This is a genomic window from Paeniglutamicibacter sp. NPDC091659 (assembly GCF_044756805.1).
Classification (GTDB): Bacteria; Actinomycetota; Actinomycetes; order Actinomycetales; family Micrococcaceae; genus Paeniglutamicibacter.
The window spans coordinates 155,445-170,209 of sequence record NZ_JBIVTO010000006.1; the positions used below are offsets into that span (position 1 = coordinate 155,445).

General features: G+C 67.2%; 15 protein-coding genes. 10 read left to right on the forward strand and 5 right to left on the reverse strand.

Translation table 11 applies throughout. The features are described from left to right. Positions 1–14 precede the first annotated feature (14 nt). Together ACIQLF_RS12730 and ACIQLF_RS12735 are read right to left on the reverse strand one after the other, a co-directional pair. The gene (locus tag ACIQLF_RS12730) at positions 15–677 is read right to left on the reverse strand and encodes a LuxR C-terminal-related transcriptional regulator (protein WP_400298812.1); all 663 of its coding nucleotides are present in this window, start codon (positions 675–677) and stop codon (positions 15–17) included. After that, positions 670–1,944, reverse strand: a complete 1,275-nt coding sequence (locus ACIQLF_RS12735; RefSeq protein WP_400298815.1) for a PspC domain-containing protein — start codon at positions 1,942–1,944, stop codon at positions 670–672. Before ACIQLF_RS12735 ends, ACIQLF_RS12730 begins: the two co-directional genes overlap by 8 nt. A gap of 125 nt (positions 1,945–2,069) precedes the next feature. On the opposite strand from ACIQLF_RS12735, the gene ACIQLF_RS12740 reads away from it, so the two are divergent. The 5 genes from ACIQLF_RS12740 (at position 2,070) to ACIQLF_RS12760 (ending at position 6,275) form a co-directional block, all read left to right on the forward strand. Continuing rightward, positions 2,070–3,695, forward strand: a complete 1,626-nt coding sequence (locus tag ACIQLF_RS12740; RefSeq protein WP_400298818.1) for a PspC domain-containing protein — start codon at positions 2,070–2,072, stop codon at positions 3,693–3,695. Next, positions 3,692–3,919, forward strand: a complete 228-nt coding sequence (locus tag ACIQLF_RS12745; protein WP_400298821.1) for a hypothetical protein — start codon at positions 3,692–3,694, stop codon at positions 3,917–3,919. Before ACIQLF_RS12740 ends, ACIQLF_RS12745 begins: the two co-directional genes overlap by 4 nt. A 71-nt stretch (positions 3,920–3,990) precedes the next feature. Continuing rightward, on the forward strand, positions 3,991–4,239 hold the full coding sequence (locus ACIQLF_RS12750; RefSeq protein WP_400298824.1) for a PspC domain-containing protein: 249 nt from the start codon (positions 3,991–3,993) through the stop codon (positions 4,237–4,239). 195 nt (positions 4,240–4,434) lie between these two features. Then, positions 4,435–5,463, forward strand: coding sequence for an ATP-dependent 6-phosphofructokinase (locus tag ACIQLF_RS12755; protein ID WP_400298827.1), 1,029 nt, complete (start codon positions 4,435–4,437; stop codon positions 5,461–5,463). A gap of 83 nt (positions 5,464–5,546) precedes the next feature. Then, positions 5,547–6,275 carry a GNAT family N-acetyltransferase gene (locus ACIQLF_RS12760; protein ID WP_400298828.1) on the forward strand — a complete coding sequence of 243 codons (729 nt, stop codon included), beginning with the start codon at positions 5,547–5,549 and terminating at the stop codon, positions 6,273–6,275. Positions 6,276–6,311: 36 nt separating this feature from the next. Here the strand turns inward: ACIQLF_RS12760 and ACIQLF_RS12765 are convergent, their stop codons facing one another. The 3 genes from ACIQLF_RS12765 to ACIQLF_RS12775 form a co-directional block, all read right to left on the reverse strand. Next, on the reverse strand, positions 6,312–7,382 hold the full coding sequence (locus tag ACIQLF_RS12765) for a YgfZ/GcvT domain-containing protein (protein ID WP_400298831.1): 1,071 nt from the start codon (positions 7,380–7,382) through the stop codon (positions 6,312–6,314). A 3-nt stretch (positions 7,383–7,385) separates the two neighbouring features. Continuing rightward, the gene (locus ACIQLF_RS12770) at positions 7,386–7,985 is read right to left on the reverse strand and encodes an FABP family protein (RefSeq protein ID WP_400298833.1); all 600 of its coding nucleotides are present in this window, start codon (positions 7,983–7,985) and stop codon (positions 7,386–7,388) included. A 336-nt stretch (positions 7,986–8,321) separates the two neighbouring features. Next, entirely contained in the window at positions 8,322–9,044 is a 723-nt protein-coding gene (locus ACIQLF_RS12775; RefSeq protein WP_400298836.1) for a hypothetical protein, read from the reverse strand. 289 nt (positions 9,045–9,333) lie between these two features. Here ACIQLF_RS12775 and ACIQLF_RS12780 point away from each other — a divergent pair, with 289 nt between their 5' ends. The 5 genes from ACIQLF_RS12780 to ACIQLF_RS12800 all read left to right on the forward strand — a co-directional run bounded on the left by ACIQLF_RS12780 (position 9,334) and on the right by ACIQLF_RS12800 (position 14,725). Further along, positions 9,334–10,032 (forward strand): DNA-binding response regulator, encoded by a 699-nt coding sequence (locus ACIQLF_RS12780; protein ID WP_387526524.1) that lies wholly within the window; start codon positions 9,334–9,336, stop codon positions 10,030–10,032. 25 nt (positions 10,033–10,057) lie between these two features. Further along, the gene (gene mshD, locus ACIQLF_RS12785) at positions 10,058–11,047 is read left to right on the forward strand and encodes a mycothiol synthase (protein ID WP_400298839.1); all 990 of its coding nucleotides are present in this window, start codon (positions 10,058–10,060) and stop codon (positions 11,045–11,047) included. Between the two features lie 83 nt (positions 11,048–11,130). Beyond that, positions 11,131–13,344, forward strand: coding sequence for an RNA degradosome polyphosphate kinase (locus tag ACIQLF_RS12790; protein ID WP_400298841.1), 2,214 nt, complete (start codon positions 11,131–11,133; stop codon positions 13,342–13,344). A gap of 10 nt (positions 13,345–13,354) precedes the next feature. Beyond that, positions 13,355–14,314: an NUDIX domain-containing protein gene (locus tag ACIQLF_RS12795; protein ID WP_400298843.1), complete on the forward strand. Its 960-nt coding sequence runs from the start codon at positions 13,355–13,357 to the stop codon at positions 14,312–14,314. An 84-nt stretch (positions 14,315–14,398) separates the two neighbouring features. Continuing rightward, entirely contained in the window at positions 14,399–14,725 is a 327-nt protein-coding gene (locus ACIQLF_RS12800) for a GNAT family N-acetyltransferase (protein WP_400298845.1), read from the forward strand. The last annotated feature ends 40 nt before the right edge of the window (positions 14,726–14,765 follow it).

The following is a 14,765-nucleotide window of genomic DNA, read 5'->3' on the forward strand; positions in this document are numbered from 1 at the left end:
TCCCGTTCGGGCGTCTAGAGAATCCGCCTATCCACTGCCCAGCGGGTCAGTTCGTGGCGGTTGGAGAGCTGCAACTTGCGCAGCACGCTCGAGACGTGGGTCTCGACCGTCTTGACGGAGATGAAAAGGTCCTTGGCCACCTCCTTGTAGCTGTAGCCGCGGGCGATCAGCCTCATCACCTCGAGTTCGCGGGCGCTGAGCAGGTCCAGTTCCTCATCCGCGCTGATGGCCGCCTGGGTGCCGAACGCGTCCAGCACGAACCCCGCAAGCCGCGGGGAAAAGACGGCGTCCCCGCCGGCAACCCGCTCCACGGCGTCGGAGATTTCCTTTCCGGAGATCGACTTGGTGACATAGCCGCGCGCACCGGCGCGGATGACCGTGACGACGTCCTCGGCGGCGTCCGAAACACTCAGGGCCAGGAACTTCACGCTGGAAAACATGTCGGCGCAGCCCGCCAACACCTCGGCGCCTCCGCCGCCTCGGCCGCCCGGCAGGTGCACGTCCAGCAGCACCACCGCCGGTGCGTGTTGGTGCACGGCGGCGATCGCCTCCTCTACGGTGGCGGCCTCCGCAACCACGCGGATGCGTTCGTCAAGGTCCGCCTTCAGGCCCGAACGGAAGATGGCGTGGTCGTCGACCACCACCACGTCAATGGGTGTGAATGCCTGGTCAGTCATCTTCGTCCTTAGTTTCTTCATTCATAGTCAGGTGTACTTCGGTGCCGTCCTCGGTGCTGCGGATGCTTGCACTCCCGCCGTTGCGTTCCATGCGCCCGATGATCGATTCGCGCACGCCGTGGCGGTCGTCGGAGACCTGGCCCACCTCGAACCCGTCCCCGCGGTCGCGCACAAAGACTTCCACCCGAGCGGGGCTGGCTTCCACGTAGACGGAAATCGTTCCGCCCGCATGCTTGGCCGCATTGGTCATGGCCTCGCGGGTGGCCTGGAGCAGCGCGTCGTGCCCGGCCATGCCGCTGCATTCACCGACGGAAACCACGTTGATCGAGACCAGGTAGAGTTCCTCGACTTCGGCCGCTTCCCGGCGGATGGCCTCGGTGATTTCGCCTTCCTCCGGCTCCTGGGTGTTGTAGAGCCACTGGCGCAATTCGCGCTCCTGGGCTCGGGCCAGGGTCAGCACCTGCGCGGGGTCGTGTGAGCGCTTCTGGATCAGTGCGAGGGTTTGCAACACCGAGTCGTGCAGGTGCGCGGCGATGTCCGCGCGCTCGGCGGCGCGCACCCGGTTGGAGCGTTCGGAGACGAAGTCGCGCCAGAAGCGCAGCCCCCACGGAAGCAGCACCAGGGCCAGACCCGCGATCACCGCGACCGCGACGGCCAGCCCGGAGAGCAGCTCGCGCAAGCCGACGATGCCGCTGAGGAACAGCAGCAGGCCGGTGACCACCAATGCCACGCCGATGATCAAGCGGATAAGGGCACCGGTGCTCAGCGTCCCGGTGCTCCGGCGCAGTCCCGCACGGCCCTCGTCGTCCAATTGAAGCCAGGCCATGATGGCGCCGGCAAGCACCACGGCGATGGGCCAGAGCTTGTCGAGGCGCAACTCGGCACCGAGCATCTGTGCGGAGACCAAGCCCGCGACAACCAGCAGCCCGGCGCCGATGAGCACCTGGCGCATTGAATGCTGGCGCTGCTCGCTGGCCGCGTCCTCGAAGTCCGGCGGCAGCTTCCTGTTCATTTCCTCGGCCAGGCCGAACCTGCGGGTTCCTTCGCGGCGTTCGGCCTCGCGCCGGACGTCGGTGGCGCTGGGCAGGAAAATCCACAACCAGGCGTAGAGGATGATGCCGGCTCCGGCCAAGCCCGTGGCCAGGACGAAGCCGATGCGGATCCAGCGCACCTGGACGCCCAGGTGCGCCGCCAGGCCGGAACACACCCCGGCAAGCACGCGGGGTTGGCCGCGGACCAGTTCGGGGCGTTCGAGCGTTGTGTTCATGCCTCAATACAAGCACGCCCGGGGCCGGTGGCGGGGTTTCCCCGGCCGCTTCCGGGGTATGTTCAGGGTTCAATCAGGGGTGACCCTCATGGCGCGCAATCTCCGGGCACGGAAGGATTGTTGCTATGAATGAAACACCAGTCGAACACGGTTTTTTCCGTTGGGTCAGGGAATTGGAAGTGCGCCGCGGCACCGATCACTGGATCGGCGGCGTGGCATCCGGCCTGGCCGAACGCTTTGGTCTGGCCCCCATCCTCGTCCGCGGCCTCTTCGTTGCGCTCTCCTGTCTGGCGGGATTGGGCCTGCTGGTCTACGGGCTGGCCTGGGCGCTACTGCCCGGACCTGACGGCAGCATCCACGCCCAGCAGGCAATTGCCGGCCGTTGGAACAGCGGCATGACCGGGGCGCTGGTCTTCTTCGTCTTTGGCGCCATCGGCTTCCCGTGGTTCTTCAGCTGGTGGGACGGCGGATTCTGGACTTTCGCGGTGATCGCGGCAATCCTTTTCGTCATCTTCTCCCGACGCGGCCGCTTTGATGAACGCCAGCAGGCCACCAACGGTGCGGGCGCACCCGCGGCAGGCCCATGGACAACGCAGTACCCCTCCGCCAGCGATTCAAACTGGCCGAACGCTGCCGGCGCTCCGGGTACGCCTTCGACGTTCGGCGCCTTCTCGCCGCAGCCCGGCCCCGACGGGGACGCGCAGGCCTCCACCGTCGCACCCGACGCAAGTACGCAGGACGGGTCCGTTGCAGCCGACGCGACCGGCAGCGGCGACGCATCGGGGACCGCCTCGGACTCCGACCTCACGGTCCCGGTCGGTGTGCACGCCGGCAGGGGGCCGACAGCCGCGGATGGTGCTGAGACGACACCCACAGACACGACGCCGGACGAAACCCCCGGCGGCTCCCCCGACACCCCCACCACAAGGTTCCAGCCCTTGGACCAGGAGCGAACCATGCCCTTTGCAGCAGCCACTCCCCCGGAGAATCCCAGGATCGATGCGGCGCTGCCCCCGCTGGACCCGGCGTGGCCCGGAACCGGGCACGCGGCGGGCGGCGGATTCACCCCGCCTCCCTACGTCCCGCCCGCATACACCCCGCCGGCGCCGCGCGCGCCCAAGGCCCCGCGCCTGCGCGCCATTCCAGGCTACGCCGCAACCATCGTGCTCGGCCTGGCGGTGCTGGTCTTCGCCCTGATCGTCGGACTGAACGAACTCGGCTGGCTGGCCCTGCCCACCAGCGCCGTGGCCATCGGCTTCGCCGCGGCACTCGTTGTCATTGCCCTGGGCATGATCGGGGCGGCACTGAACCAACGCACCGGCGGGGCGCTGGTCGGCTTCGGCATCGCGACCCTGGTGTGTTCCCTCATATGGAGCGGCGGCGCGCTGCGCATGGCAGACATCAACATGTTCAGCAGCGGCATCAGCACGACCGACGAGGGCGGCAGCACCAACGTCTTCCACTCCGGGGAGATGGACCTGCGCCACTACTCGACGATCACCCAGGACACCGACGTGTCGATCGACAACGTCTTCTCCTCGGTGAAGCTGATCGTGCCCGACAACATCCCCGTCGTCCTCGAGTTCAGCGGGGCATTCACCTCGCTGGAAGTCAATGGTGCGGACACCACAAGCACCGGCGGCAGCACCCGGCTCAACCCCTCGGCGACGGGCCCTACCCTTCGAATCGAACTTGACGGCGCCTTCAACAGCGTCGAGGTCAGCGTCCAGAAAGCAGAGGTGGCACCATGAGCCAGCACTTCCCGCAGCACGAGGCCGAGCTTGAGGCCCAATCGAAGTTCCCCACCGGAACCCTGGTCTTCGGCCTGATCCTGCTGGTGGTCGGAGCGCTCCTGCTTGCAGGGCTGCTCTTCGGAATCCAGCTCAACGGCCCGCTGCTCTTCATCGGACTCCTCGGAGGAGCCGGGCTGATCCTGGTCATCTCCGGGATCGTCGCGGCACGCCGCACCCGCTAAAAGCAACATCCACAGGATATTCCCACCCGCGGGTCCCGGATCCGGGACCACAACGTGAAAGACTTGCCGACATGGACTCCTTCTTCAATTCCCTTCGCTCCATCCCCCTTCGCCGCGGCCCCAAGCGCCTGGTCGCCGGCGTCGCCGGCGGCATCGCCGACAAGTTCGGCTGGGACGTCACCCTGGTACGCATCGGGCTGCTGCTCAGCTTCCTGCTGCCGGTCCTGGGCATCGGCGCCTACCTCGTGGCTTGGCTGCTGATCCCGGCCCAGGACGACACGATCGCCCTGCAGAAGATCATCCGTTCCGTCACCAAGTAAGTACCGGCTCGCAATCCCCCTGCCAGGTCCCTTTCCGGGGTGGCAGGGGGATTTCGCGTCCCCGGACGGTCACGTGTTGGCCATCACACGCATCACTTGGCTAGACTGTTCGTTGTCGAGCTCAGCGTCGCGCTCCAACTACACTCCCGGCCGTTTGCGGTCGGGCAACGAGCACCGACAAAGAATTGAGTTTGCATGCGCATCGGGATCCTGACCAGCGGCGGAGACTGCCCGGGACTGAACGCGGTCATCCGCGGCGCCGTCCTGAACGGCATCAAGAGCTACGGCCACGAGTTCGTCGGCTTCCGCGACGGCTGGCGCGGGGTGAAGGACGGCGACTTCATCGAGCTTCCCCGCGAAAAGGTCCGCGGCATCTCCAAGCAGGGCGGCACCATCATCGGCACCTCGCGCACCAACGCGTTCGACGGCGAGAACGGCGGCCCGGACAACATCAAGGCCACGCTGAAGCGCATCGGCGTCGACGCGATCATCGCCATCGGCGGCGAGGGCACGCTGGCCGGGGCCAAGCGGCTGACCGACGCCGGCCTGAAGATCGTCGGCGTGCCCAAGACCATCGACAACGACCTCGACGCCACCGACTACACCTTCGGTTTCGACACCGCCAACCAGATCGCCGTGGAGGCCATCGACCGGCTGCGCACCACCGGCGAATCGCACCACCGCTGCATGATCGCCGAGGTCATGGGCCGCCATGTGGGCTGGATCGCCCTGCATGCGGGCGTGGCCGCCGGCGCCCACGCCATCCTGATCCCCGAGCAGTCCACCACCATGGAACAGATCTACGCCTGGGTGCGCGAGGCGCACGACCGCGGGCGCGCCCCGCTGGTCGTCGTCGCCGAGGGCTTTGTGCCGGAGGGTGCCGACGCGGCATTCTCCGACCGCGGGCTCGACGCGTTCGGCCGTCCGCGGCTGGGCGGCATCGGCGAGCAGCTGGCCCCGTTCATCGAGGCAGCCACCGGGATCGAAACCCGCGCCACGGTGCTCGGGCACATCCAGCGCGGAGGGGTTCCCAGCGCGTTCGACCGCGTGCTCGCCACCCGGCTGGGCATGGCTGCCGTCGATTCGGTGCACGACGCCGCCTGGGGCTCGATGGTCGCGCTGCGCGGCACCAAGATCAACCGCGTGCCGTTCCAGGCCGCGCTGAACAACCTCAAGCGCGTTCCGCAGGAACGCTACGACGAGGCCCGGATCCTCTTCGGCTGATCCGCTGCCCCCGGACGACCGGCGCCGCATGTTTCCGCGGCGCCGGTCAACCAAAAACCAATGCCCTGCACTAGGCTCTAAACGTGAATCTTGAATTCGGCACCCGTGCCATCATCGCCCTGGCGTGGGCACGCGACTTCGGCGTCGACGACTCTGCATTGCAGCCCGACAGGACCCCGGTGCGGCTCTTTGTCCCGGCCGTCGGCACCGACATGGTGCAGGTCCTGCACCTGGGCGACCACCAGGTGGTACGCGCGCCCGAGGAGCTGTTGCAGCTGCTGCGCACGGCGCCCGACGAACACTTCATGGACGACCGGGCCCTGGTTTCGCTGCTGCACGGCAGCGGCCTGGCCCCCTCGGTGCGCTCCCTGGGCGTCGACGCGCTGACCTACGTGGATGCCCCGTTCGAAATCGTCGAATCGGAACACGTCTCGATCTCCGGCGCCCGGGCCGACCTTGCGCGGCTGCTGGAACGCAGCCCGCACGACGACGCGTCGACCACCACCCTGCAGGGCTGCGACCAGTGCTTCGTGCTGTTCTCCGAGACCCACGACGAGCCCGTGGCCGCGGCCTGCTACTGGGCCCCGGGCGGCCTGTTGGCAGACACCACGGTGCTCACCTACCCGGCGATGCGCGGCTACGGCCTGGGCAAGTACGCCGCGGCGCTGGCCGTCGACGACGCGCTGAGCGAGGGATTGATTCCGCAGGCGCGCATCAAGGACGGACAGGACGCCGCAAGCGCGCTTGCGACGTCCCTGGGGTTTGAGCTGGTGGGTTCCCTGCTGAGCGTGCGGCTGCACAACGGTTTGTGAGTGCGCCGGCGTTGCAAGGCCGCGGGTGCAATGCGCCTAGTGCGGCTGGCGCAGGAATCCGGTGAAGCGCCCGGCAGTCTGCCCGGCGTCGGTTGTCACGATCGTTTCCTGCGAGGCCGCGTAGGCCTCTTCCCCGTCGACGACCTGCAGCGCGGCATCGGGATCGATGTTGCGCTTGATCAGGGCCAGCGCGATCGGGCCGGCTTCGAAGTGGGTGGCCACCGAGGTGATCTTGCCGATGGTCTTCTCTCCCAGTCGGACCTCGGAGCCGACGGCCGGCAGGGTGTGCATGGACCCGTCGAGGTGCAGGAACACGATGCGGCGCGGCGGGTGCCCGATGTTGTGGACCCGTGCGACGGTTTCCTGACCCTTGTAGCAGCCCTTGTTCAGGTGCACGGCGGTGCGGACCAGGTCCAGCTCGTGGGGAATGGTCTTCTCGTCGGTCTCGAAGCCGAAACGCGGGCGCCACGCGGCGATGCGCAACGCCTCGACGGCCATCATGCCGGCCAGCGGCAGGTCCGCGACGGCGGACTCGAGCTCGGTGAGCGGGAGAATGTATTCACGCCACGGACGCTCGGCGCCCGGGTGCTCCCCCACCGAGTAGGCGTAGCCGCCCGGGGAGATGTCGGGCCAGGAATCGACCCAGCAGGGGTACGCTTCCAGCGCGGGCTGCGGAGTGCAGGCACCGACCAGGCCGAAGTCCGCGCTGACGTCCTTGACCTCGACGCGCAGCATGAAGCGCATGCGGTCAAGCCATGCGGCAAGCGGGGCACCCTGGCCGGGCTCGACCAGCAGCCACAGCTTGTCCTCGTCAGCCAGGATGCGGATGTCGAATTCGACGCGGCCCTGGACCGTCAAGAGCAGCGTCTGGGTGCTTTGCCCCGGGCGCAGTTCCAGCAGCATCTGGCTGGAGAGCGTGTTGAGCCAGCTCAACCGGTCTTCCCCGGCGAGGGTCACCACGTCGAAGTGGGACATGTCGGCCACCGCGGTTCCCGCGAGCAACCTGCGTTGTTCGGCGCTCAGTTCCCCGTAGTGGGCGGCAACGCCCTCATCGACCCCGGATCCGGCCACTGCGGCCGGTCGTGACAGCAACGGCGAGAGCGCCATGGTTTATGCCTGTTTCTTGAGTGCGGCTGAGGCGTGGGCCTTCAGATCGTTGCCGCCGGTGGATACGTCCCAGCGCCAGTACAGATCGCCGTTGACCAACCCGTAGATGCGGGTGGCCGAGGCGTATTCCTTGGCGTTGGAACCGCGCATCACCAAGTCGGTGGCCAGCTGGATCTGCGGACCCTTGATGACGCCGTAATAAAGTTCGGAGATCGCCCCGGGGTGCGCAATGTTGGCCTGGATCTTGAACCCGTTGTCTTCGGTCCGCAAGGCTTCAACGTCGTCGGCCGAACGCAGGGTCGGAACGATGTCGCCCGGAATCATGCCCGGGCCAAGATCGCCGTCCACCATGGGGCGTTCCAACGACCAGAATCCAGTTTCAACCGACAGCGGGCGCAACTTGTTGCCCTGCTCGTCGGTGACCCACGATTCGGATCGGTATTCCAGGAACGGCAAACCGTTCTGGGTGAAGTTCACGGTCTGCCAGAAGAACTCGTCGTCTTCTTCCCCCTCGCCGAGGCGGCCGTTGCCTTCCCAGGTTCCGAGGAGCCAGGAAAGTGGTACGAGCTCGGGGGTCAAGTCTGTGGGTATCTCAATTGCCATGACGCGTGCGCTTCCTACTGCGTTTCTAAATTACTTCTGGCCCTTGAAGAGGCGGGTCACGACAAGTGCGGCAAAGCCGGCCATGCCCAGTCCCGCAATGCTCAGCAGGGAAAGGAAGAAGATCTCGAGTCCAAGGTAGTTTTCAGTCATGGCTCCATCCTAACCGTTTCCGTGCCGCCGACCGATCTTTGATGACGACCCAGTGCCTCCGGGCTGCCCTTCCCAGTGAACACAAGGGAATCCGGCCGTCACGAAACACGCGGAACTGGGTCCGGGCGGATCCCGCAGAGGCCGTTGCGTGACAAAGGTTACGCAATAACGGGAGGCGATCGAGGCCTAGGCCATCAGGAGCTGGGCGTACCAAACCACCGAACCGCACACCAGCAGCGGTGCGCCGGCAGCGGCAAGAACCTGTGCGTTGGTGCGCGGGCCGCCGGCGGTCACCAGCATCGCCCGGCAGCCCACCACCACCAGGCCGCAGGCCGCACCCAGCGCCATTGCGGGGAGCACGTTGACGCCGATGTCCAGCATGCTCGCGGCACCGCCGATCAGGACCGCCAGGACGAACCCCAGCGGAAAGACAATGCGGTCGGGCAGGCGCAACACGCCGGGGATCGCCGCACCGAGGATGCTCATCCCCGAGATCAGCATGAGCACGCGCCATTCGGGATCGGTACCCAGCGCCACCCAGCCCGCGCCGAGGCTCGCGACCACCATGCCGGCGGTGCCGACGGCCACGGATTCGAGGCGTTGCTTGGCATCGGTGCCGCGGAAGAGCTGGGTGAGGAACATCAGGATCGTGCCCACGCCCAGGCAGGGTGCCACCCACATCAGGCCCGGGACAGGCTTCCCGGCAAAGGCGAGCAGGGCCGCCGCGACGGAGACCAGGAAGATGACAAGGCCCACCGGGTTCGGTGCCGGCACCTTCAGCAATCGCGGCCAGCCAAAGGCGAAGGCACCAAGGAGCAACAGCACTACCGCCAACACGGGCCATCCCGCGGCACCGGGCAGGTAGCTCGCCCCGATGACCAGCGCAAGGACAATGGTTCCTGTAGCCAAAACTTTGAGTCTCACAAGTTACATCCTGCCTTATCCGGCGTCTGGCGACCCCATCAGGACCGGGCGAACCGGGGCCGCCGCGCGGGCGCCGGCTTCGGGGCCCTGCCGCGCAACGATGCGCAATCGAAGCCGCCACGGCGCATGTTTGGCTCCGACACGACGGGATCCCGGGACCGTGCGGCCGTCACATGCACCGATGTGAAACATCTGACAATCTATACTGCTTTTATGCACCCGATCCCGTAGATGTGCTCGGTTTCTTATTCGCAACCTTAGAGGAGGGGCATCCATGGCAAGCATCCTTTTGCTGACAAACGCACCTGGGCCGTCCCCCGACGTCGTTCCTGCCTTGGAGCTACTCTCGCACCAGGTCCGCATCCTGCCGGCCCAGGCAACCGCACTGCTGGATGCCGAGGACGCACAGATCATCCTGGTCGACGGACGCAAGGATTTGGTTGCCTCGCGCACGTTGTGCCAGCTGCTGCGGACCACGGGCATCAGCCGCCCCGTCCTACTGGTCCTCACCGAGGGCGGCATGGCGGCGGTGTCGGGCCTGTGGCAGGTCGACGATGTCTTCCTTGACACCGCGGGGCCGGCGGAGGTCGAGGCCCGGCTGCGCCTGGCCCAGGCCCGCGCCCTTCCGCAGGACGAACCCGAGGCTGCCCCGATTCGCGCCGCCGGTGTGCTCATCGACGAGGCAAGCTACACCGCGAAGGTCCACGGCACCCCGCTGAACCTGACCTACAAGGAATTCGAGCTGCTCAAGTACCTGGCCCAGCACCCCGGCCGGGTGTTCAGCCGCGAACAGCTGCTCCACGAGGTCTGGGGCTACGACTACTACGGAGGCACCCGCACCGTGGACGTGCACGTGCGGCGGCTGCGCGCCAAGCTGGGCACCGACCACGAGCAGCTCATCGGGACGGTGCGCAACGTCGGATACCGTTTCACGCCACAACGCCAAGAAAACCCCGAGGTCGTCGACGCGTAGGGGCCGCGGCGCTATCTTTAGGGGTATGAACGCCGCCAGAAACCCCCTAGTCTCCATCGACATCGTCAAGGGCGCACCGGAACAAAACGTCCTAATCGCGGTGCGCACGCTTGCCGCAGCTGCCGAGGAGGCCGACGGCAACCCGCCGCTGAGCGAACAGACGCTGCTGCAGCTGCGCAGCGAGCCGGACACCGACGCCATCGTCGGCGCCTACGCCTACCTGTTGGAAAGCGCCGACTACGATTCAGGCGAGCTGGTCGGTGCCGCGGTCGCGGTGCTGGGCGCCGCCGGCCAGCCGGGCACCCTGGAACTGGCCGTGCACCCCTCGTTCCGCGAGGACGGGATCGCCGGCACCCTGCTCGAGGCCCTTGCCGAACGCACGGACCTCAGCGCGCTGCGCGCCTGGGCCCACGGAAACCACGAGGGCGCCGCCAAGCTCGCCGAGCGCTTCGGATTCACCCCGGTGCGCGAACTGTGGCGCATGCGTCTGGTCCACGGCACCTCGGTGCCCGCCCCGGCGCTACCGGCCGGCACCCGCATCCGCGCCTTCAACCCGGACACCGACGGCCCGGCCTGGGTTGCGGCGAACGCCGCCGCATTTGCGCACCACCCGGAACAGGGCGCCATGACCCTGGCGGACCTGCACGCCCGCATGGGCGAGGACTGGTTCGATGCCGAGGGCTTCCTGCTCGCCGTCGACGAGCAGGACAGCATCCTGGGCTTCCACTGGACCAAGGTGCACGCAGCGACCTCCTCCCCCACCACCGGGGAGCACCAGGCGATCGGCGAGATCTACGTGGTGGGCGTGGTCCCCGGGGCGCAGGGCACCGGCCTGGGCAAGGCGCTGACACTGGCAGGCATCGAACACCTGAACGGCAAGGGCCTGGACGCGCTGATGCTCTACGTGGACGCAGACAACACGGCCGCCGTGGCGCTGTACCGGAAACTGGGTTTCACCAAGTGGGATGTCGATGTCATGTACGCGCCGGCAAGCGCGCGCGATTCGGTAGAGTAAGTACCAGACGCAAAGCCGCGTGCCCGACGTACCGCCGACGGGCACGCGGCTTCCTGATTCACTCCTAGCTAGGGGCACACACCATGGACCCGCAACCAGTCACCACCGCCCTGGGCCTCACCGACGTGCCGGCGGCCCGCGCGACCCAGGACCGGATCGAGCTGCCCGACTTCGGCCCCTCGCCGGTTCCCGACGGGGATTTCGCCGACGACAGGTTCCTGGACCGGGAACTGAGCTGGCTGCACTTCAACGCCCGCGTGCTCGAGCTCGCCGAGGACCCGGACCTGCACCTGCTGGAGCGGGTCAGCTTCCTCTCGATCTTCGCCTCGAACCTCGACGAGTTCTTCATGGTCCGCGTCGCCGGCCTCAAGCGCCGCATCGCCACGGGCCTTGCCGTGCCCTCCGCGGCCGGCATGAGCCCGATCGACCAGCTGGAAATGATCCTCAACGACGCGCACGCGCTGCAGCTGCGCCACGCCAAGGTCTTCGCCGAGCAGGTCCGCCCCGCCCTTGAGGACGAGCAGATCCTGCTCACCACCTGGGACGAGCTGGACACCCGCGCTCAGCAGGAGCTGCACCGCTGGTTCATCGACCAGGTCTTCCCGATCCTCACCCCGCTGGCCGTCGACCCGGCCCACCCCTTCCCGTACATCTCCGGGCTCTCGCTGAACCTCGCCGTGGTGGTCCGCAACCCGGTGAGCGGCAAGGAACTCTTCGCCCGCCTGAAGGTGCCGGACACCATGCCGCGGCTGATTTCCGTGGACGGTCCGCGCGCCGGCAACACCGCCGGCCGGGTGGCGCGCTTCGTCACGCTCGAGGACGTGATCGCCCAGCACCTGGAGCACCTGTTCGCCGGCATGGAGATCGTCGAGCACCACTTCTTCCGCGTCACCCGCAACGAGGACCTTGAGGTGGAGGAGGACGACGCCGAAAACCTGTTGCAGGCACTGGAGAAGGAATTGCTGCGCCGCCGCTTCGGCCCGCCGGTGCGCCTTGAGGTGGTCGACGACATCGCCCCGAACATCCGCGCCCTGCTGGTGCGCGAGCTGGGCATCGAGGAGGACGAGGTCTTCGCGCTTCCGGCCCCGCTGGATTTGCGCGGCCTGGGCGTCATCGCCGGCATCGACCGCCCGGACCTGCACTTCCCCAAGCAGCTGGCGCACACCTCACGGCACCTGAACGAGTCGGAGACCTCCAAGGCCGCCAACGTGTTCGCCGCGATGCGCCGCCGCGACATCCTGCTGCACCACCCCTACGATTCGTTCTCCACTTCCGTCCAGGCGTTCCTGGAGCAGGCGGCCAACGACCCGAAGGTCATGGCCATCAAGCAGACGCTCTACCGCACCTCCGGCGACTCGCCGATCGTGGATGCGCTGATCGACGCCGCCGAGGCCGGCAAGCAGGTGCTGGCCCTGGTGGAGATCAAGGCTCGCTTCGACGAGCAGGCCAACATCTCATGGGCGCGCAAGCTGGAGCAGGCCGGCGTGCACGTGGTCTACGGCATCGTGGGCCTGAAGACGCACTCCAAGCTCTCCCTGGTGATCCGCCGCGAGGGCGACAAGCTGCGCCGCTACTGCCACATCGGCACCGGCAACTACCACCCGCGCACGGCCCGCTACTACGAGGACCTGGGCCTGCTGACCAGCGACGAGCAGGTCGGCGAGGACCTCTCGCACCTGTTCAACCAGCTCTCCGGCTACGCGCCGCGCTCCACGTTCAAGCGCCTGCTGGTCGCCCCGCGCTCGCTGCGCTCCGGGCTGATCGACAGGATCGAGGCGGAGATCGCCAACCGCCGCGCAGGGCTTGCCGCCCGCGTGGTGATCAAGGTGAACTCCATGGTCGACGAGGCGATCATCGACGCCCTGTACCGGGCCTCCCAGGCCGGGGTGCGGGTCGACGTGATCGTGCGCGGCATCTGCGCACTGCGCCCGGGCATCCCGGGGCTGAGCGAGAACATCCGGGTCCGCTCGGTGCTGGGCCGCTTCCTGGAACACAGCCGCGTGTTCATGTTCGCCAACGCCGGGTCCCCGATGATCTACATCGGCTCCGCCGACATGATGCACCGCAACCTGGACCGCCGGGTGGAGGCGCTGGTCGCGCTGAGCAGCCACGAGGACATCGCCGAGCTCGTGCTGTTGCTCGACCGCTACATGGCCCCGGGCACCGCCAGCTGGCACTTGGACTCCGAGGGTTCCTGGACTCGCCACCACAAGGACGCCGAGGGCAAGCCGCTCGAGGACATCCAATCGTGGCTGCTTGACTCGCGGGCCCGCCAGCGGACGGCAGTGAGGCGCTAGAACCGTGCACATGCTTCGCTCCTGTGATTCCCAGGAGGTTCGCGAGGGTGCCTTTGCCGTGGTCGCGGCCGGTGCCCTCGTTTGGCGCATCAACAAGGGCGAGTTGGAAGTCCTGATGATCCACCGGGAACGCTACAACGACTGGTCGTGGCCCAAGGGCAAGATCGACGAGGGCGAGACCATGCCCGAGTGCGCCGCCCGCGAGGTCTTCGAGGAGGTGGGGCTCGACATCGAGTTGGGCATCCCGCTTCCGGCGATGACCTACGAGGTTGGCAGCGGCACCAAGGTCGTCTACTACTGGGCGGCCAAGGCCCCCGGCACCAAGCCCGTTCCCGACGGCAGGGAAACCGACGCCGTGCGCTGGTGCACCCCGAAGATGGCAGGCAAGTGGCTGACCAATCCGGGCGACATGGCTCCCCTGGAGTCGCTGGTCCTGGCTCAGAAGGCCGGGACGCTGGACACCCAGCCCTTCATGGTGGTGCGCCACGCAAAGGCGAAGCCGCGCTCGAACTGGACCAGGGAAGAGGGCAAGCGCCCGCTGGCCGCAACGGGCCAGCGCCAGGCGTTGGCCGTGGCCCGCTTGCTGGATGCCTGGCGTCCGGATCGCGTGGCGTCCAGCCCGTGGACCCGGTGCGTACAAACCATCACCCCTTACGTGAAACAGCAGCGATTCACCGTCAAGCTGTTGAGCTCAACCACCGAGCACGAGGCCAACCGCAATCCGCGCAAGGCACGGAAGGCGGTTGCGAAGTTGCTGGACAAGCGCCGCTCGCAGGTGCTGTGCACGCACCGGCCCGTGTTGCCCCTGATCCTCGAGGAGCTCAAGTCGCGGATGGCCGAGGCGCTTGTGGCGTTCCTGCCCGACGAGGATCCGTTCCTGCGCCCGGGATCCCTGCTGGTGGTCCACCAACCGGTCGCCGGCAAGGGGAAACTCGTTTCGGTGGAAGTTTACGACGCATTTGAAGACTAGCCCAAGGTCTTGGCGGTAGGCTCGGAGGCAAGCCCCCGCGAGAGGTTTGCGGGGCGTGGTCCTGACGAACAAGAGGAGTGCATCATGGCTGTTGCAAATCACGGCACCGTCCCACGGAAGATCGTCCATCAGGGACTGCGCTTGGACCATGACCTGGACCGCGGCCGCTACAGCCTGTGGCAGGGTCCCACCTACATCGGATTCCTCGGCTACCACCTCGACGAAGGCGTGGCGACGCTGCAGCACACCATCATCAACGAGGAGTACGGTCGGCAAGGCTATGCCCGCGCGCTTGTCACGCTGGTCCTGGACGACCTGCGAAAGCAGGACGTGAAGATCGTCCCCGAGTGCACCTACGTCCAGGGCTACCTGCGCCGTTACCCCGAGTACAACGACATGCTCGCCGCCTGACCTTTGATTTGACACGCCCTTTGGGCAATTGAACTTTGTC

Coding starts and splice junctions, on each gene's coding strand:
- ACIQLF_RS12730 (WP_400298812.1), bottom strand. CDS start 677: ATGACTGACCAGGCATTCACACCCATTGACGTGGTGGTGGTCGACGAC.
- ACIQLF_RS12735 (WP_400298815.1), bottom strand. CDS start 1,944: ATGAACACAACGCTCGAACGCCCCGAACTGGTCCGCGGCCAACCCCGC.
- ACIQLF_RS12740 (WP_400298818.1), top strand. CDS start 2,070: ATGAATGAAACACCAGTCGAACACGGTTTTTTCCGTTGGGTCAGGGAA.
- ACIQLF_RS12745 (WP_400298821.1), top strand. CDS start 3,692: ATGAGCCAGCACTTCCCGCAGCACGAGGCCGAGCTTGAGGCCCAATCG.
- ACIQLF_RS12750 (WP_400298824.1), top strand. CDS start 3,991: ATGGACTCCTTCTTCAATTCCCTTCGCTCCATCCCCCTTCGCCGCGGC.
- ACIQLF_RS12755 (WP_400298827.1), top strand. CDS start 4,435: ATGCGCATCGGGATCCTGACCAGCGGCGGAGACTGCCCGGGACTGAAC.
- ACIQLF_RS12765 (WP_400298831.1), bottom strand. CDS start 7,382: ATGGCGCTCTCGCCGTTGCTGTCACGACCGGCCGCAGTGGCCGGATCC.
- ACIQLF_RS12770 (WP_400298833.1), bottom strand. CDS start 7,985: ATGGCAATTGAGATACCCACAGACTTGACCCCCGAGCTCGTACCACTT.
- ACIQLF_RS12780 (WP_387526524.1), top strand. CDS start 9,334: ATGGCAAGCATCCTTTTGCTGACAAACGCACCTGGGCCGTCCCCCGAC.
- mshD (WP_400298839.1), top strand. CDS start 10,058: ATGAACGCCGCCAGAAACCCCCTAGTCTCCATCGACATCGTCAAGGGC.
- ACIQLF_RS12790 (WP_400298841.1), top strand. CDS start 11,131: ATGGACCCGCAACCAGTCACCACCGCCCTGGGCCTCACCGACGTGCCG.
- ACIQLF_RS12795 (WP_400298843.1), top strand. CDS start 13,355: ATGCTTCGCTCCTGTGATTCCCAGGAGGTTCGCGAGGGTGCCTTTGCC.
- ACIQLF_RS12800 (WP_400298845.1), top strand. CDS start 14,399: ATGGCTGTTGCAAATCACGGCACCGTCCCACGGAAGATCGTCCATCAG.